At 33.8% G+C, this 18,874-nt stretch carries 19 protein-coding genes and 1 tRNA gene; 11 read left to right on the forward strand and 9 right to left on the reverse strand.

Annotated elements, in window-relative coordinates:
- Positions 1-26 precede the first annotated feature (26 nt).
- On the forward strand, positions 27-398 hold the full coding sequence (locus ACE939_RS06345) for a SnoaL-like domain-containing protein (protein ID WP_378188033.1): 372 nt from the start codon (positions 27-29) through the stop codon (positions 396-398).
- A 5-nt stretch (positions 399-403) separates the two neighbouring features.
- Here ACE939_RS06345 and ACE939_RS06350 read toward each other — a convergent pair whose 3' ends face one another.
- Positions 404-1,282, reverse strand: a complete 879-nt coding sequence (locus ACE939_RS06350) for a LysR family transcriptional regulator (RefSeq protein ID WP_378188035.1) — start codon at positions 1,280-1,282, stop codon at positions 404-406.
- An 84-nt stretch (positions 1,283-1,366) separates the two neighbouring features.
- Here ACE939_RS06350 and hutH point away from each other — a divergent pair, with 84 nt between their 5' ends.
- The 4 genes from hutH to hutG are packed head-to-tail and all read left to right on the forward strand — an operon-like array spanning position 1,367 to position 7,246.
- Positions 1,367-2,947 (forward strand): histidine ammonia-lyase, encoded by a 1,581-nt coding sequence (gene hutH, locus ACE939_RS06355; RefSeq protein WP_378188036.1) that lies wholly within the window; start codon positions 1,367-1,369, stop codon positions 2,945-2,947.
- Between the two features lie 10 nt (positions 2,948-2,957).
- The gene (gene hutI, locus ACE939_RS06360) at positions 2,958-4,235 is read left to right on the forward strand and encodes an imidazolonepropionase (protein ID WP_378188037.1); all 1,278 of its coding nucleotides are present in this window, start codon (positions 2,958-2,960) and stop codon (positions 4,233-4,235) included.
- 34 nt (positions 4,236-4,269) lie between these two features.
- Positions 4,270-6,276, forward strand: coding sequence for a urocanate hydratase (locus ACE939_RS06365; protein ID WP_378188038.1), 2,007 nt, complete (start codon positions 4,270-4,272; stop codon positions 6,274-6,276).
- A complete protein-coding gene (gene hutG, locus ACE939_RS06370) occupies positions 6,269-7,246 on the forward strand; it encodes a formimidoylglutamase (protein ID WP_378188039.1) in 978 nt (325 codons plus the stop codon). The genes ACE939_RS06365 and hutG overlap by 8 nt, the downstream gene beginning before the upstream one ends.
- Before the next feature lie 7 nt (positions 7,247-7,253).
- Here the strand turns inward: hutG and ACE939_RS06375 are convergent, their stop codons facing one another.
- The 5 genes from ACE939_RS06375 to ACE939_RS06395 form a co-directional block, all read right to left on the reverse strand.
- Positions 7,254-7,886 carry a MarC family NAAT transporter gene (locus ACE939_RS06375; RefSeq protein WP_378188040.1) on the reverse strand — a complete coding sequence of 211 codons (633 nt, stop codon included), beginning with the start codon at positions 7,884-7,886 and terminating at the stop codon, positions 7,254-7,256.
- Between the two features lie 139 nt (positions 7,887-8,025).
- Positions 8,026-8,658 carry an SDR family oxidoreductase gene (locus ACE939_RS06380; protein WP_378188041.1) on the reverse strand — a complete coding sequence of 211 codons (633 nt, stop codon included), beginning with the start codon at positions 8,656-8,658 and terminating at the stop codon, positions 8,026-8,028.
- Between the two features lie 230 nt (positions 8,659-8,888).
- Complete coding sequence (murA, locus tag ACE939_RS06385) at positions 8,889-10,202, reverse strand: UDP-N-acetylglucosamine 1-carboxyvinyltransferase (protein WP_378188043.1); 1,314 nt, start codon at positions 10,200-10,202, stop codon at positions 8,889-8,891.
- A gap of 21 nt (positions 10,203-10,223) precedes the next feature.
- Positions 10,224-10,856: a DUF4290 domain-containing protein gene (locus tag ACE939_RS06390; RefSeq protein WP_378188045.1), complete on the reverse strand. Its 633-nt coding sequence runs from the start codon at positions 10,854-10,856 to the stop codon at positions 10,224-10,226.
- Positions 10,857-11,075: 219 nt separating this feature from the next.
- Positions 11,076-11,369 (reverse strand): DUF493 family protein, encoded by a 294-nt coding sequence (locus tag ACE939_RS06395; RefSeq protein WP_378188046.1) that lies wholly within the window; start codon positions 11,367-11,369, stop codon positions 11,076-11,078.
- A 131-nt stretch (positions 11,370-11,500) separates the two neighbouring features.
- On the opposite strand from ACE939_RS06395, the gene ACE939_RS06400 reads away from it, so the two are divergent.
- The 5 genes from ACE939_RS06400 (at position 11,501) to ACE939_RS06420 (ending at position 16,041) form a co-directional block, all read left to right on the forward strand.
- Complete coding sequence (locus tag ACE939_RS06400; protein ID WP_378188047.1) at positions 11,501-12,037, forward strand: AAA family ATPase; 537 nt, start codon at positions 11,501-11,503, stop codon at positions 12,035-12,037.
- 8 nt (positions 12,038-12,045) lie between these two features.
- Positions 12,046-13,950, forward strand: coding sequence for an ATP-dependent DNA helicase RecQ (locus ACE939_RS06405; RefSeq protein WP_378188048.1), 1,905 nt, complete (start codon positions 12,046-12,048; stop codon positions 13,948-13,950).
- Positions 13,947-14,894, forward strand: coding sequence for a methionyl-tRNA formyltransferase (gene fmt, locus ACE939_RS06410; protein WP_378188049.1), 948 nt, complete (start codon positions 13,947-13,949; stop codon positions 14,892-14,894). The genes ACE939_RS06405 and fmt overlap by 4 nt, the downstream gene beginning before the upstream one ends.
- Positions 14,895-15,082: 188 nt before the next feature.
- A complete protein-coding gene (locus ACE939_RS06415) occupies positions 15,083-15,355 on the forward strand; it encodes an HU family DNA-binding protein (RefSeq protein ID WP_148782106.1) in 273 nt (90 codons plus the stop codon).
- Between the two features lie 125 nt (positions 15,356-15,480).
- On the forward strand, positions 15,481-16,041 hold the full coding sequence (locus tag ACE939_RS06420) for a YqgE/AlgH family protein (RefSeq protein ID WP_378188050.1): 561 nt from the start codon (positions 15,481-15,483) through the stop codon (positions 16,039-16,041).
- On the opposite strand, the gene ACE939_RS06425 is transcribed toward ACE939_RS06420, so the two are convergent.
- A complete protein-coding gene (locus ACE939_RS06425) occupies positions 16,038-16,889 on the reverse strand; it encodes an aminotransferase class IV (RefSeq protein WP_378188051.1) in 852 nt (283 codons plus the stop codon). The two genes, ACE939_RS06420 and ACE939_RS06425, sit on opposite strands and share 4 nt — an antisense overlap.
- Positions 16,890-16,949: 60 nt before the next feature.
- Entirely contained in the window at positions 16,950-17,342 is a 393-nt protein-coding gene (locus ACE939_RS06430; protein ID WP_378188052.1) for an START-like domain-containing protein, read from the reverse strand.
- Between the two features lie 152 nt (positions 17,343-17,494).
- Between ACE939_RS06430 and ACE939_RS06435 the strand changes: the two genes are divergently transcribed.
- Positions 17,495-17,568: transfer RNA gene (locus ACE939_RS06435), tRNA-Met, on the forward strand.
- A 782-nt stretch (positions 17,569-18,350) separates the two neighbouring features.
- Here the strand turns inward: ACE939_RS06435 and ACE939_RS06440 are convergent.
- Positions 18,351-18,851, reverse strand: a complete 501-nt coding sequence (locus ACE939_RS06440; RefSeq protein ID WP_378188053.1) for a hypothetical protein — start codon at positions 18,849-18,851, stop codon at positions 18,351-18,353.
- Between the last annotated feature and the right edge of the window lie 23 nt (positions 18,852-18,874).

An 18,874-nucleotide genomic window follows, 5' to 3' on the forward strand; every position in this document is an offset into this window, starting at 1 on the left:
AAAATTACAACTTTAAAAATATAATTATGAATACACATCAAATCGCACATCGATTAGTAGAGCTCTGCAGAAAAGGAGAAAACATGCAAGCTATTAAAGAACTATATGCTAATGACATTATAAGCCGAGAAATGCCAGGCGTTCCCAACGAAATTACAAAAGGAAAAGAGGCGGTCACTAAGAAAAGTGAAGATTGGTATGCAAATGTTGAAGAATACCATGGTGGCGAAATTTCGGACCCTTTAATTGCAGAAAATTATTTTAGTTGCAAAATGAGTTTTGATTGTACTTTTAAAGATCAAGGTCGCACACAAATGGAAGAATTGGGAGTCTTTAAAGTACATGATGGAGCGATCATTGAAGAGCAATTTTACTACGAAATGCCTGCTACGACTTAATACGTTTATAGAAATGATTTGATATGTGGTAATACAGGATTGCGGTTATCTTTCCTCCAAATGATAGAAAGAACGGCTCGTTGTGGTATTTTTGGAATTTCAAAACATTTAATGTCCAAATCAAAACCATCTTGTAAGGATGTCGGTACGATAGCTACTCCCAAACCATTTTCTACCAACTTAAAAATTGTCTGCGCATGCACAGACTTGTGAGAAACTTTTGGTGAAAATCCAGCATCTTGGCAAATACTCATAATTTGAGCAAAATATAAAGAACTATAATCCGATGAAAATAAAATAAAATTTTCGTCCTTAAGCTGAGCAATATTCTCGAAACGATCTTTATTTAATGGATGATTTTGTGGTAAAACTATTGAAAATGTTTCAGTTAAGATCTCCTTTTTTGCTATAGGATCGGGTACAAAATCTAAACGAACAAAACCAAGATCTAGTGTGTCGTTAAGGATGCTTTCGACCTGATCATAGTTAGACATTTCTTCAAGAGAAAATTTTATATCGGGATGTGTTTTGTTTGTTTGCACCAATAGTTTAGGAATTACTTGCTGCATAGCAGATCCCAAAAACCCTATTCTTATTTCGCCCAAATCACCTTTATCGATTAACTCGGTATGCTTTAAGGTAACCTCAACATGGTTAAGAATATGAGACAATTCTTTTTTGAGGTACGCCCCAGCAGTCGTCAAAACAACATTTCTTTTATCACGCACAAAAAGTTTTGCACCAATAATTGTCTCCATCTGTTTTATTTGTCGGCTTAAACCAGGTTGAGAGATATGCAAGCGTTCTGCAGCTCTTCGGAAATGCAATTCTTCCGCAACAGCAATAAAATAATTGAAGTGACGTAATTCCAACTGATGCCTCATGGGTATTAATTATTGATAAAAATAGTATTTAAAAGTATTAAATATAGCTATTATCTTAGACCGTAGCTAATGAAATTTATAAGTATGTCAAAATCAAAAACTTATTTTAATTTTGGTGAGGATTTTTTAACTGCTGGTCTTGCACTTAAGATTGCACGAGGTGCATGTACAGCTAGACTTACAGCTGAAACTCGTGAAAAAATAAAAAAAAACAATAACGTAGTTCAACAAATCGTTGCCAAAGGTGATGCGGTGTATGGGATCAACACTGGATTTGGTCCTTTGTGTACCACTAAAATATCCAAAGACGAAACTAAGATTCTGCAAACCAATATTTTGAAGAGTCATAGTGTTGGTGTAGGAGCTCCCATTGAAAGTGAAATCGCCAAATTGATGTTAATATTAAAGTTACATGCATTGTCCAAAGGATATTCTGGCATTGCTGAAACTACGGCGAACAGAATAGCATGGCATATCAATAATGATATAATTCCTGTAGTTCCGACACAAGGCTCCGTAGGAGCCTCTGGCGATCTCGCTCCCCTATCTCACTTGTTTCTACCTCTCATTGGTTTAGGAAAAGTTGTACATGAGGGCAAAATAATAACAACACAAGAATTGTTCTCTATCTATAATCTCAAAAGTTTAGATTTAGGACCAAAAGAAGGACTCGCACTAATTAATGGCACACAATTTATCGCTGCACATGCTGTAAAGGTTATTGAAAAACTACAGAGTTGCTTATCTCAAGCAGATATAATTGGTGCTATGATGATCGAAGGTTTACAAGGCTCTGTAAAACCCTTTTTTGAAGAGCTACATCAATTACGGCCTTTCAAAGGCAACATACATGTTGCAAAGCGTATAAAAGCTTTACTAGAAGGTTCCGAAATTATGAAAGCACATAGTACCTGCGATCGAGTTCAAGATCCTTATTCTCTAAGATGTATTCCTCAAGTTCATGGAGCATCTAGAAATGCATGGCTACATCTCAAAGAATTGGTAGAAATCGAATTGAATTCTGTAACCGATAATCCTATAATTATTGATGAAACACTTACAATTAGCGGAGGTAGTTTTCACGGTCAACCTCTAGCAATGGCATTAGATTATGCGTGCCTAGCCGCTTCCGAAATTGGCAACATTTCTGATCGCAGAATTTATTTATCTTTAGAAGGAAATTCTCCTGGTGTCCCTAAATTATTAATGCATGATACGGGCATAAATTCTGGATATATGATCTTACAATATACCACCGCTGCATTAGCTAGTGAAAATAAAGGTCTTTGTTTTCCATCAAGTGCAGACAGCATCCCAACATCATTAGGGCAAGAAGATCATGTAAGCATGGGATCAATAAGTGGTCGCAAGGCTATACAAGTTCTAGAAAACGTAGAAAAAATACTAGCGATTGAGCTACTTACCGCTTCGCAAGCCTTCGAATTTAGAAAACCTCTCAAATCAGGTATGCTCTTAGATGAGGTACATAAAATGGTAAGATCTCATGTCTCATTTGCTGATCAGGATCGAGTTTTTTCTGATGATATTGAGATTGGAATTAATCTAATTAAGTCCAAAGCAATAATTACTACTGTAGATAAATCTATTAATAAAAGTGCCTATTCGTTAACAACTGAATTCTCAGAGCTATTTGAAACCTTTTAATTCGAATTTTATGCCTAATGAAACACAATCAAATAGTCAATATCTTTTAGTCGGACCTTTAACACAATGTTTGCCTATGACAGATTTGAGTCTTAAAGGTTCTTTACAAGATGAAAACCTAAATGTATTGAAAAACGTAGGTATCTTATGTAAAGGCAAAAAAATTATTAAAATAGCAGATTTTGAAGAGTTAAAAACAGAGGCATCATTATTTAACGCTCAACTATTTATGTTAGAAGACAATTATGTTTGCATACCAGGCTTAATTGACGCTCATACTCATATCTGTTTTATGGGATCTAGAGCCAATGACTATGCGATGCGTAATGCAGGTAAATCTTATTTGGAAATAGCAAACACTGGAGGTGGTATTTGGGATACTGTAACACAAACCCGAAAGGCTTCATTAGAAGAATTGGCAATAATAACAACGCAGCGTGCTACGAGTCTCTTAGAGGCTGGAATAACTACTATCGAAGTAAAAAGTGGGTATGGCTTGTCTATACAAGAAGAGTTAAAAATTCTACGTGCCATTCAAATGGCAAATCAAAAAGTATCTGCTGATTTAATAAGTACTTGTCTAGCCGCTCATATCGTACCCAAGGATTACACTGGCACCGCCAAAGCGTATCTTAATGAGATCAGTACCTCACTTTTTCCTGTACTGTTACAAGAAAAATTAACACATCGCATCGATGCATTTATTGAAAAAAGTGCGTTCACCCAAACAACTATTAAACCTTATTTGGTACAAGCAAAAGCTATGGGATTTGACCTTACCGTTCATGCAGATCAATTTACCACTGGCGGAAGTGAAATTGCTATAGAGTTTGAAGCATTAAGCGCAGATCATCTTGAGGCCAGTACAGAAAAAGAAATTAAATCTCTGGCAAATAGCAACGTAATTGCCGTTGCATTACCCGGCGCGTCTATAGGATTAGGGTGTAACTTTACTCCTGCACGTCGTATATTAGATGCAGGAGGAGGACTAGCGATTGCAAGCGACTGGAACCCTGGCTCTGCTCCTATGGGCGATCTATTATTACAAGCATGCATATTAGGCACTTTTCAAAAGTTAACAAATGCAGAACTACTTGCTGGAATGACGTATCGTGCTGCTGCAGCACTAAATTTAGATGATAGAGGAACTTTGGCCCCTAATGCTCTGGCGGATTTCAATCTTTTCAAAACCAATCACTTTAACGAAATTTTTTACCATCAAGGTAAACTTAAACCTACCCATGTGTTTAAGAATGGTAAACCCGTAAAAAACAATGTATCGTTATAAAATATTAGTAACAAAATTGTGCAAAAATTGATTTATGACATTTAAAGATCAGATACTTCAAGGTATTCCATCTGCGCTACCGATAAAGCAACCTGTAGATGAGACAATAAGTAGAGCTCCCAAAAGAAAACAGATTTTATCTATAGATGAAAAAAAATTAGCTATTCGTAATGCGCTACGATATTTTCCGAAGAAGTGGCATGAAGAACTAGCTCAAGAATTTATAGAAGAGCTTAATGAATGGGGACGTATATATATGTATAGATTTATTCCATTATATAAAATGTATGCACGTGCAATTAACGAGTATCCAGCGCGATCTATTCAAGCAGCGAGTATCATGCTAATGATACAGAACAATTTAGATCCAGCTGTAGCTCAACATCCTTTAGAACTAATTACGTATGGAGGTAATGGAGCTGTTTTCCAAAACTGGGCACAATACTTACTAACCATGCAGTATTTGGCAACGATGAATGATGAACAGACGTTACATATTTATTCTGGTCATCCTATGGGACTATTTCCCTCGTCACCTGAAGCACCACGGGTTGTGGTGACAAACGGCATGATGATTCCCAATTATTCTAAACCTGATGACTGGGAAAAATACAATGCGTTGGGGGTAACACAATACGGTCAAATGACAGCTGGCAGCTACATGTACATTGGACCTCAAGGTATCGTTCATGGTACTACCATAACCATTATGAATGCGTTTAGAAAAACGTTAAATATCAAAGAATCATCTGCTGGTAAAATATTCCTAACCGCCGGACTTGGTGGTATGAGCGGTGCACAACCTAAAGCTGGCAATATTGCAGGTTGTATTACTGTTTGTGCAGAAGTAAACCCAGAAGCTGCACAAAAAAGATATGATCAAGGGTGGGTAGACGTGATTGTCTCTACACTTAAAGAACTGGTGTCTCGCGTTAAGTTCGCTATGAAGAAATATGAAGTTGTGTCGATCGCTTTTAAGGGTAATATTGTAGATGTTTGGGAAACATTTGATAAAGAAGGTATTTATGTAACCTTGGGATCCGATCAAACTTCATTACATAATCCATGGTCAGGAGGATATTATCCTGTTGGTCTTAGTTTTGAAGAGTCTAATCGTATGATACGTAATGAACCTGAACGTTTCAAAACCCTAGTACAAAAATCACTTTGCAGACACGTAGCTGCTATTAATAAACATACCGCAAAAGGAACTTACTTCTTTGATTACGGTAACGCATTTTTATTAGAAGCATCACGTGCTGGTGCAGCTGTTATGCACAATAACAAGGTTGACTTTAATTATCCTTCTTATGTTCAAGATATTTTGGGGCCTATGTGTTTTGATTATGGCTTCGGTCCTTTTCGCTGGGTATGTACCTCTGCAAAAACAGAAGATCTTGATACTACAGATCAGATTGCAATTACTATTTTACAAGAATTAATGTCCACTGCTCCTATAGAAATTCAACAACAACTTCAAGATAATATTACTTGGATTAAAGAAGCAAAAAATAACAAGTTGGTTGTGGGTTCACAAGCTCGCATTTTGTACGCAGATGCAGAAGGTCGAGTTAAGATTGCTACTGCTTTTAATGAAGCCATTGCAACTGGTAAGCTATCTGCACCCGTAGTTTTGGGTAGAGACCATCATGATGTGAGCGGTACGGATTCGCCGTATCGAGAAACTAGTAATATTTATGATGGTAGTAAATTTACTGCAGATATGGCGATTCATAATGTTATAGGCGATAGTTTTAGAGGTGCTACATGGGTATCCATTCACAATGGTGGCGGTGTCGGATGGGGAGAAGTCATTAATGGAGGATTTGGGTTAGTACTTGATGGGTCGCTAGAAGCATCTCGAAGATTAAAAAACATGCTTTTTTATGATGTTAATAATGGAATTGCACGTAGAGGATGGGCCAGAAATGAAGAGGCCTTATTTGCCATACGTAGAGAAATGGAAAGAACACCAAATCTCAAAATTACGCTACCAAACTTAGTAAAAGATACGATTTTAAATACCCTTACAAATGATTAATAATATGAATCCTAGTTTTCAAAATTATGAAAAAACAGACGTTTCGGTATACACCGGACGTGTTTCTGAACATAAGAACTATCTTCATGAAAAAATTATCTGTATCGATGTGATTACACAGAATTTGATTACTAATCAATCACAATCATATGCATTAATGGGATATAATTGTGATGAAGGTGTACGTCGCAATAAGGGACGCATAGGTGCAACAAATGGTTCTATAGCTGTGCGCAAAGTTTTGGGTACCCTAGCAAATCATTTACCCACAAATACCCAGCTTTTTGATTTGGGAAATATCAAGTGTGTCAATCAAAACTTGGAACAAGCACAGGATGAAATGACAGCGTTGCTTTCTTTCACCTTGTCAAAAAACATCTTTCCTTTGGTCATTGGTGGTGGACATGATGTAAGCTTTGCACATTATCGCGCAATCGAACATAAATATCCAGATAAGAAAATTGGAATAATTAATTTTGATGCACATTTTGATCTGCGCAACATAGAGAATCAAGGTAATTCTGGCACTCCTTTCTATCAAATTTCAAATCTTACAAAAAATTTTCAATACTTATGCTTGGGTATCAACCGAGCATCGAATACAAAAGAATTATTTAAAACAGCCGATAAACTTAAGGTACAATATATAGAGGACCATGAGTTTAATCTTTATAATCTACATAGTATACAAAATGTTTTGAATACTTTTATAAATTCAGTTGATCATGTATATTTAACTATAGATATGGATGGATTTTCGGCGGCGTATTCTCCTGGAGTGAGCGCTCCCTCTTCTTTAGGATTTTCTACAGATATAGTTTTAGCTACTTTAAAGATCATATGTGATTCAAAAAAAATAATTAGTGCGGATATCGTAGAGTTTAATCCGATATATGATCAGGATAATCGAACTGCTAAACTAGTAGCTCAATTGGTGCTATTCATACTACAGCAATTAGAAAATAATTAATCAATTTTTAAAAGTTTAAACGTTCTACTACTGTAAGAATGGCAGATGTCATATATTCAATTCCAATAGCAATTACTATAAAACCAATTATTCTGGATAAAGCATTAATCCCTGATGCTCCTAATCCACGTACAATTAGTTGAGAACTGCGCAATACCCCATAAATACTTATCGTAGTTGTCAATATTGCACATATAATAATAGCCATGTCTATTAAGGATTGATAGTCTTGTTTATAAGAAATTAAAAGAGATATCGTTCCTGGTCCTGCAAGCATAGGAATAGCAAGGGGGGTTAGAGAAATCTCATCTCTATTTTTTAAATCCTTCTTGACACCAGATTTTTTCATTCCTTTATGTTCACTAAATTTACCAGTTAATAAAGCGAAACCTGATGAGGCGATAATTAATCCTCCAGCAATTTTTAAAGATTCTAAGGTTATTCCAAAAATTAATAAAATATAACTGCCTCCAAAAAATGATATTATAAGAATTAAAAAAACATTAATACAAGTTGACAGAGCGATTTTTGCATTTTCTTTTTTTGTGTTATTATCTGTTAATCCAATGAAAACTGGAACTGTTCCTAAAGGATTCATGATAGTGAAAAGTGCTCCAAAAGTTATTAAGAATAGGCTCATTTTTTTCTTGCAAATATGCGCCTAGTGTTATCAATGATTCGTTAAACTAACATTAAGTATCTGCTAACTGAAAGTAAATTACTAAAAAACACCTTAACTCTTAGAATTAAGGTGTTTTTTAGTAAGTAAGATTATCTGATTATTCATTGGCATGCACTACAGCTTCGGCTATTGGTGTATCACCTTCCAAAATTTCAAAAGTCGTATTATTCGCACGATCATCCTCTAATGAGTTGATTAACGTTTTAGCCACATCAGATCTTGGGATTTCTCCAGACTTATCCAAATGTGCATTTAAAATAATGTTACCATTTCCTTGTTCATTATTAAGCGACCCTGGTCTTACAATGGTATAATTTAAACCACTTTCTCGGAGGTATACATCAGCATTATGTTTTGCCTTTAAATACTCTTGCAGTTCATTGGCTTTTTCTGGCGCATCTGCTCCCATTGAGCTTAGCATAACAAACTTTTTGATTCCTGACTTTTTGGATACATCAATAAGCTTTTTGGCGCCTTCTTGATCTACTTCTATTACCTTTTCACCTCCAGATCCAGCCGCAAAAATAACTTTATCGATTCCTTTGGTAACATTGGATAGATCTTTTTCCAAATCTCCAAAAACGGTTTCTATACCTTGCGATTCAAATTCTTTAACTTGCTCCTCTTTACGCACCATTGCCACGGGCACAAAATTATCAGAGACTTTTAAATAATTTACAATTTGTTTACCTGTAGTACCATTTGCTCCTGCAATTAAAATCCTTTCCATATATTTTTCTTTTTTTGAAAAGATAGTTCACTTTAGGGTTTTTATCAAACATAAAGCTCTGTTTAACCCAGTATTAGCATAGCATTAAGAAGATTTAAGAAAGAGGCTTTAATTATTTAAAAAGTATCCTTTTTTATTAGCTATGGCCAACCGAAATAACTAATAATACAAAAAAACCGATCAGTTTCTTAACTAATCGGTGAATACTTACTCTTTATCCTTACTACTTCCTACTCGGTTCGAATTATTTTTGCACCAATAGCGCGCAGACGTTCATCAATATTCTCATAGCCTCGATCGATTTGTTCAATATTGTGAATCACAGAAGTACCTTTTGCACTAAGTGCTGCTATTAATAATGAAATTCCAGCACGAATATCAGGAGATACCATTGTAGTGGCTTTAAGAATAGAGTTAAAATTATGCCCAATAATAGTTGCTCTATGAGGATCACATAAAATGATCTTAGCGCCCATATCTATTAGTTTGTCTACAAAAAACAATCTACTTTCAAACATTTTTTGATGCACCATGACTTCACCTTTTGCTTGTGTAGCTACTACTAAGACAATACTTAATAAATCTGGTGTAAATCCAGGCCAAGGAGCATCAGAAATTGTCATAAATGAACCATCAATATAACTTTCTATTTTATATCCTTCTGCATGTGCTGGTATGTGAATATCGTCATTTACTTTATTTAAAGTTATTCCTAGTTTTCTAAATGTATCTGGAATTTGTCCTAGATTTTCCCAACTTACATTTTTGATAGTTATCTCACTTCTGGTCATTGCAGCAAGCCCAATCCATGATCCAATTTCGATCATATCTGGTAGTACACGATGCTCACATCCTTTTAATTCGGAAACACCTTTAATAGTAAGCATGTTTGAACCAATACCAGAGATATCGGCTCCCATTGCATTTAGCATTTTACATAACTGTTGAAGATAGGGTTCACATGCTGCATTATAAATCGTCGTCGTACCTTGGGCTAGTGAAGCTGCCATTACTATGTTGGCGGTACCTGTAACCGAGGCCTCGTCTAAAAGCATATAACATCCCTTGAGTCCTTTTGGAGCTTCAACCCCATAAAAGCGCTCTTCACGATTATACCTAAATTTTGCTCCTAATTTTATAAAACCTTCAAAATGTGTATCCAAACGTCGGCGTCCAATTTTATCTCCTCCAGGTGTAGGGATATACCCTTTGCCAAATCGCCCTAATAAAGGACCTACGATCATTATGGATCCTCTAAGACTACTACCCTCTTTTTTAAATTGTTCACTTTCCAAATACTCCAAATTAAGTTCATCACTTATAAAAGAGAATTTGCCTTTACCTAATTTTTGAATTTTAACTCCTAAGTTTCCTAGAATGTCGATTAGTTTATTGACATCTCTAATATCGGGTATGTTAGAAATTGTAACTTTATCAGGGGTAAGTAAAACTGCACATAAAATTTGTAAGGCTTCATTTTTTGCTCCTTGAGGTGTAATTTCACCGCTGAGTTTATGCCCTCCTTCTATTTGGAATGTACTCATATATTAATTACAGAATAATGATTAATAGCGTTTTTTGCGTCCGCGAAAATTATTAGACTTTTTAGTCACATATTTTTTCTTTGTTCTTAGTAGGTCCGAAGGATTACTCAAATCTTCATTACTTCCTTTTAGGTTTATTTTACCCGCACTCAATTCATACAAATGGTTAAAAATAGCTTTATCCTCTACGGTATCTCTATTCCAATTGAGATAACATTTTTTCATGTGATTTGCTATCGTCAATATCAAGCCGTCCTTCAAATCTCCGTCTTCCCAACTATTGGCAACATCAATCATTCTTTTAATATTATTTCCGTAAAAACGATATTTAGGGAAATTTTGAGGATATTCTAGAGGTTCTGGTCGTTCCTCTAGTTTCTCTCTTGTTAAAGGAGGATATGGAGCATCAACGTCTAGGTTAAAATTACTCATAATAAAAAGTTGATCCCAAAGCTTATGTTGAAAATCTGGAACATCTCGTAAATGAGGTTGTAAATTACCCATGACATCAATAATTGATTTTGCTACTTTATTTCGCTCTTCTTTATCTTCAATAGTCATGGCATGATTTACCATTTTTTGTAAATGACGACCATACTCGGGTATTATGAGTTTTTCTCGCTCAGTATTGTATTCTAAATTGTTAATTTCCATAAATAATTTATGTGTAAAATTCACATCTCATTTTTGACTTAAATGCTCTTTTTCTAAAACTAAATCTACGTAGTAACTAGTGTAATTTGATCTTTGAGCAATGAGATAGATTTGCTTTTGTATTATTTTGTCGCAAAATACTAAAATATTATAAGTGTACGTAGTTTATATAAAGTAATTAATCTTTAATTAAAAATTAAGTAAAGACATAATTTTATTTTAGAGTGAAATTACACCTTCGACCTTACCTGCTACCTCTTTATATTTGGCGATTACCTGATCTGGATTTTTCATTCTGATGTTTATAGAAACACTTGTATATTTACCATTTTTTGAAACCTTTTTATTAATCACCGCTCCCATATTATCAAAAATAGTTTCAATTTGATCAATTTTTTCTTCTTGTGTAGGAACTATAAATTTATACAAATAGGCACTTGGCCATAAAGCTGTATCTGCTAATTGCTTCTTTAATTTATTATAAAACTCCTCACTTCCGGTAGGATTACTCATGAAAATTAATTTTTACCAAAGATACATGTTAGCCTCCATTTTAAAAAAAAGAATGTTATGCAATTCTAATGTAGAACACATTATTTTCATATTCTCTTAAATATTACGAAATTTGCAATAAAATTTTCCTATTGATACAGCACAAAATTGTTATTACTGGTGGACCTTCTACTGGAAAAACTACCGTTATTGATTATTTAGAAAGTATTGGAGAAGTTTGTCTTCATGAAATTTCTAGGGCAGTCACATTAAAAGCTCAAAACGAAGGCATAGCACAATTATTTTTGGAAGATCCCGTATTATTTAGCCAACGACTCCTAGAAGGTCGCATTAATCAATTTAATGAGGCAACTGCACTCAAGCATTCAAGAATTTTTTTGGACCGAGGCATTCCAGATGTGGTTGCATATATGAAGTATAGCAATACCAAAAATCCAAAAGAGTTTATAGAAGCATGTACCTCACATTCTTATGATTATGTATTTTTATTACCCCCGTGGAAAGAAATTCATGTAACAGATAATGAGCGTTATGAGGATTTTGAGCAAGCACAAAAAATTCATCAATTTTTAAGATCTACCTATACCGATTTTGGATATACTTGTATCGAAGTTCCTTTTGGAACTATTGAAGAACGTTCAAATTTTATTCTTAATCAACTCGATTAGAGTTTTAAATGTATACTGCACTACAAATACTAGAAAAGTATTGGAATCATAAGAGTTTCAAGCCTAGTCAAGAGCAAGTTATAACTTCACTTCTTGATAGAAATGATACCTTAGCTTTACTACCCACTGGTGGTGGAAAATCTATTTGTTTTCAAATTCCAGCACTTATGCAGGAGGGCATATGCATAGTAATTTCTCCTCTCATTGCTTTAATGCAGGATCAAGTTAACAACCTAAATAATAGAGGTATCAAAGCTTTAGCGCTACCTAGTGGTATTTCCTATAAGGATCTCGATACACTCTTAGATAATTGTATTTATGGAAATTATCGCTTTTTATATATTTCACCAGAACGCTTACTACAAGACCTCGTGCAGGAGCGTATTAAAAAGATGAAGGTGACTTATATTGCAGTTGACGAAGCGCATTGTATTTCTCAATGGGGAAATGATTTTAGGCCGTCTTACAAAAAAATCAAAGTTTTAAGGCAGTTACACCCGACAGTTCCTGTAATCGCACTTACAGCATCAGCTACGCCAAAGGTTATTGAAGACATTAAAAATGAACTTGATTTTTTTAAGCCTAATGTTTTTAAAGCATCCTTTTATAGAGACAATTTAGGGTACTGGACTATTAAAGCAGCAGATAAGCGCTATCAACTTTTACGTATTTTAAAAAAATACGAAGGTAGCTCCATTCTTTATGTGCGCAACCGCAAAACCGCTATAGAATTATCCGAATTCTTAAAGGCTTCTGATATAACGTCTGAATATTACCATGGTGGTGTTGATAACAAATTAAAGACTCAAAGGCTAAAGGATTGGATGGACGATAAAATTCGTGTTATGGTAGCCACCAATGCTTTTGGTATGGGGATAGATAAACCAGATGTGCGTACAGTAATTCATTATCATATACCTGAAAGTATCGAAAGTTATTTTCAAGAAGCTGGAAGAGGTGGACGCGATGACAAACAAGCACTAGCTTTTCTTTTGCATAATGAAAATGATAGCCTGCGATTAGACAACCAATTTATTAAAGTTTTACCTGATAGTAAGTATATTCAGTTTGTATACAGAAAGTTGTCAAACTATTTTCAAATTTCATATGGTGAAGGAGAACAGTCTATTCATGAATTCAATTTTAACTCATTTTGTCAAACATATAATCTAAATACAACCATAACCTATAATGCATTATTATTATTAGACCGGTGCAGTGTTATTAGTTTTGTACAACGTTTTTCCAAAAAAAGTTCTTTGCATATTACAGCTTCTCAAAATCAACTTTTAAGTTATGGAGCCAATCAAAAAACAACCGCATTAATACTTAAAGGTGTTTTAAGAACTTATGGAGGTATTTTTGATGATGAAACTGCTATTAACATTCCTGCATTAGCAACTAAGCTAGAAATAAGAGAAGAGTTAATTGTTAGCACACTTACAGCCCTGCAGGAAGAAGGTCTACTTATATTTAACTATTCGCAATCTGATGCTGAAATAATTTTCTTGGTTCCGCGAGAAGATGAACTTACGATTAATCGCATTAGACCCTATATACGAGAATATACTCAATCCAAAATTGAAAAAGTACAGGCGATGAAATCATTTATCAAAAACACCTCACGATGTCGCAGTCAACAATTGTTACAATATTTTGGAGAAAACACCCCAAAAGAATGCGGAATTTGCAGTTATTGTTACTCAAAAAAGATTGATGACATCGGATTTAACACAAAAGAAATTCAAGAGAATATTATATTACTTTTGAAGAATAAAAATTTATCTTCAAGATCATTAATAGAAAACTTATCATATCCCGAAACAGTAATTTTGGATATACTTAAAGAAATGATTATTCACAATATTATCAAAAATATGCCTGATAATACATATCAACTTATACTTCAATGAATTCATTAAAAATACTTTTTATGGGGACTCCAGATTTTGCTGTTGAGACTCTCAAAACAATACTTGATAATAACTATGAAGTAGTTGGTGTTGTAACTGCTCCCGATAGACCAGCTGGTAGAGGTCGTAAACTAAACACATCTGCTGTCAAAGATTTTGCGCTTACCAAAGCCCTTCCTATTCTGCAGCCAACCAACTTAAAAGATGAAACTTTTATAACTACAGTTAAAGAATTAGGAGCTAATCTAAATATTGTGGTCGCATTTAGAATGTTACCCAAAGTAATTTGGGATATGCCAAAATTTGGAACTTTCAACTTACACGCCTCTCTATTACCTGCTTATCGCGGTGCTGCGCCTATCAACTGGGCATTAATCAATGGAGAAAAAAAGACGGGGGTAACAACTTTTTTTATTGACGAAAAGATTGATACAGGAGCTATAATCTTGCAAAAAGAAATACATATAGATAAAAAAGATAACGCAGGAACTCTCCATGATAAATTAATGAAAGTTGGTGCTAAATTAGTAATTACAACCTTAGAATGCATCCAAACTGAACAGGTAAACTTGCACTATCAATCTACAGATACGACTACCAAAACTGCTTATAAATTAAACAAAGACAACACCAAAATAGACTGGAGTACTAAGGGTGAAACTATTTATAATTTGATACGTGGTTTAAACCCCTATCCTACTGCCTGGTGTAAACTTTCTAATAAAGACCAAATACTAGCAATTAAAATATATGAAGTAGAATTTATTGAAGAAAATCATTCTCATAAAATCGGTACATTAATTACCGATGAATCTACGATAAAAGTTGCCGTGCTAGATGGTTTTATTAAATTAATGAAAATTCAATTACCCGGCAAACGAGCTATGGATACGGCTTCCCTGTTAAACGGTTATAAATTTGATATAGAAGCACAAGTAAGCTAAGAGCTAAAGAATCACTAAAATGATTAATTTCTAAAAAAAACCAGGATGTTTATTAACAATCCATTATAGTTATTAACAAAAGCCCGTATTTACTGGGCTAATCCTTGCATGAATCATAAATCCGTATAAATTTGTAAAGCGTTTAACATAAAATTGGTTTAACCGACAATTAATTTAAAAACAGAATTATGAACAAAACAGAATTAATCGATGCAATGGCAGCTGATGCTGGAATAACTAAAGCAGCAGCAAAAAAAGCTCTAGAGTCTTTCTTAGGTAATGTAGAAGGATCTCTTAAAAAAGGGAATCGTGTTTCATTGGTAGGATTTGGTTCTTGGTCAGTTTCTAAAAGAGCTGCAAGAGAAGGTAGAAACCCTCAGACTGGTAAAACCATCAAAATCGCTGCTAAAAACGTTGTGAAGTTTAAAGCTGGTGCAGATTTGCAAAATTCAGTTAACTAAGATATTTAGTTTTCTATATTAAAAGCTCTCAAAAATGAGAGCTTTTTTTTTACCCATAACAATAATCAATTAACTACTTTGATTATTTAAAATAATTATTTAGCTTTAGTTAAACAAAATTAATAATGATATCACTTCAACCTGCAAAAGGACATTTACTCATTGCCGAACCTTCTATTATAGGTGATTTGTCTTTTAATAGGTCTGTAGTATTATTAGCAGATCACAATGATCAAGGTTCTATTGGTTTTATTATGAACAAACCATTAGATTACTTTCTTTCTGATCTCGTTCCTGAGATCGAAAAGGATTTTACTATTTATAACGGTGGTCCTGTTGAGCAGGATAATTTGTATTTTATTCATAAAGTTCCAGAATTAATACCTAATAGTGTAGAAATATCGAGTGGTATTTACTGGGGAGGAGATTTTAGTAGCGTGCCAGAGTTAATCCTACAGCAAAAAATTACTCCTAATGAGATTCGCTTTTTTTTAGGATATTCGGGATGGGGTTCTGAGCAATTAGACGAAGAATTAAAAGCTAGTTCATGGGTTATTGTAAAAAACACCTATGAGAAAAATATCATTAGTAAAGCTTATGACACGTTCTGGAAAGAAAAGATGATAGAGCTTGGCGGAGATTATTTGTTATGGTCAAATGCTCCCGAAAATCCCGCATACAATTAATTACCTAATTTAAGTTGTGCATTTAATATTCCTAAAAGTCGTTTGCTTACTGCAGAAGTATAAATCTTCTTCTTAAATTTTGTTATTGGTTGCAAGCCTATTATCACATTGGTAAAGAACAGTTCATCCGCCTTTTGTAGCTCAAAAGGCGAAATAGAGCCTTCTTCTATTTCATAATCAGGTAATTTTTCCAATATTCTAAGTAATTGTGTTCGTAACACTCCCTGTAAACATCCATCTGATAACGGAGGTGTTTTTATTTTAGAACCTTTAACCAAGAACAAATTACCATTTGTAGTTTCAAGAGCCATTTTATTAGTATTTAATAAAATGCAATTATCAAACCCATTTTCCTGAGCAAAGATACTACCTAATATATTCGGTAATTTACTGGTCGATTTAAGAGTGGATAATAAATCATTGGCAACATAGTAGTCTTTGAACAAAGTCACTTCATACTTATTCTCGTTGAGCGTATAGAATGGTAGGGTATCTATTGGTTTAACCGTAATAGTATAATCAATCTCCCTAGAGTCTGGAGTATACAAGCCTCCTGCAACACGGTTAACAATAATTTTAGCTCTAACAACCTTGCTTTCTAAATTATTAACCTCTAACAAGGATTTTATTTCTTGCTCTAAAAATTCTTGTGTGAAATTCATTGGGATTTGCATACGTACTATTCGCATAGCAGACATCATTCTAAAATAATGATCTTCCCAAAACAAAAGTACGCCTTGATTAATTCGCACGGTTTCAAAAATAGCATCCCCGTATGTATATCCTCTATTGTCAATCGACAATACTGCTTGATCCTCCCTAACGTGAACTCCGTTACAATTAATCATAAAAAAAGCCCTTTTCAAAAATTATTTAAAAAGGGCAAATATAAGATATTCTTCTAGTATTTATGCGGATCCCAAGACCTGTTTTAGATTACTAATCATATTATCCCAAAGCATTTTACTTTCTTCAATTTCATCTTCTTCAGAAAAATCGGTAATCATCAATGAAACGTCCTTAGTAATTTCGTCAACTTGAATCCTAATTTCAAAAAAATAATCATCTCCCTCCTCTTCGTCTGCGATCCATCTAAACTTAATACGTTCACCACTTTTTTTACTAAGTAATTTAGCCTCTTCTTCAGAATCATCCCAAATAAAAGTAAAAGATTCTCCCCTTGAGTTTACATTGTCTGCAAACCACTCGGACAATCCAGAAGGTGTTGATATATATTGATATAGTAATTGTGGAGAAGACTGAACCACAAATTCGAGTTCGTATTTTATTTTTTCTGACATTCTAATATTTGTTAGCAAGCCAATATATAGATTAATTACGGACTTTAAAAGGACAATGAAAAAAAAATTAAAACTCAAATTTTATTTGCAGCAATCTAATTTGTTTATATATTTGCACCCGCAATTGGGGCATTACTCAAATGTTTAATTTTGGCGAGGTAGCTCAGTTGGTTAGAGCGTCGGATTCATAACCCGGAGGTCGGGGGATCGTGCCCCCCTCTCGCTACTGGTAAAGTAAAAAAAATCGGATACCAGTATCCGATTTTTTTTGTTATAATTAGGTCTAAATACTTATCTAGAAATGACCTCTCTTCAAATTTTATTATTTATAAAATCCAATATGACATCTTAAAATCTCAAATCGTAATTTATAGTATTTTAGAAAATAACACGTCTCAAGATTATAAACTCCTTATAAGATTAAAATGTGTTTAAGCAAAACTACCTAATTATGAAAGACTATAACAATATAGATAAAGAGTAATTGGTAGTACTTATATTTAAAACCAAACTCTTCTTATTAAACGGTTATCAATAACACCAACCTTTTAATAAAAAATAATACAATATTATAACATCTTAATAGTCAGCATTACTCTCAAAGTTTTAATTTTTATACTAATAATGAAAAATACAAATAAATACTTTGATATATCAATCATATAATAGATTTCAATACCGTTCAATCGTTTATCTAAAATCCTTGATATGAAAAATATAAAATTAAGTAGTACTCAAAAATATGACCCTTATGAAAATGCAGCTTCTCAAAGGATAAACCGTATTTTAAAACAATAATTTATAAATATAAATTGGAACTAATTTCATAGCAATGTTTAATCAAAATGCTATTGAAGTATACAATGAATTTGAACAGCATTTATCTGATTATATAGAATAACTAAGCAAACTTCAACCCAAACAATATAAAAATTAAAAAGGTAGTGATTCACTATCACTACCTTTTTATTTTGTAACACCATTTTGCGGTGTCACGTGATATAATTATTACATTTTTGCCGAAAGCGCATCAATTTGTTTTGATTTTGCTTGCATGTACTTACTCATTTTTTCTACATCTTCTCCTTCCAAAGAGTTGAGTAAAGACCTATACTCTCTTGATAATGCACTACTAGCATCGCTCAACTTTAAAAAAGAATCCATATCATTTGCTTCAACCGCTCTTTTGTAGTCAGCTACATACTTCTCATATCGTTTAATGTAGATCATGGCTGGTGACTCCTTAAAAGTAGGTAATCCTTTTGACTTCATTTCGATAGTCAATTTCTTAATAGATTCTGCCTGAATTTCTTCTTTGGTCTTTTGTTTCTTGACCACTTTCTTCTTTTTAACCACTGGCTTTTCGACAACTACAGGTTCTTCGACAACAGGTAATGTGTCCACCATCTGTTCCTGTAACTCTGTAGAATCTGATTTTGGATCTTTTTTACAAGATACAATAGTAGCAGTTGCAAGTACAAAAAATGTGATTTTCAAAAAGTTTCTCATAATTTTTAAAGTTTGGTAATAAT

It is taken from the genome of Aquimarina rhodophyticola, from assembly GCF_042434915.1.
In the GTDB taxonomy this organism is placed as follows: Bacteria; Bacteroidota; Bacteroidia; order Flavobacteriales; family Flavobacteriaceae; genus Aquimarina.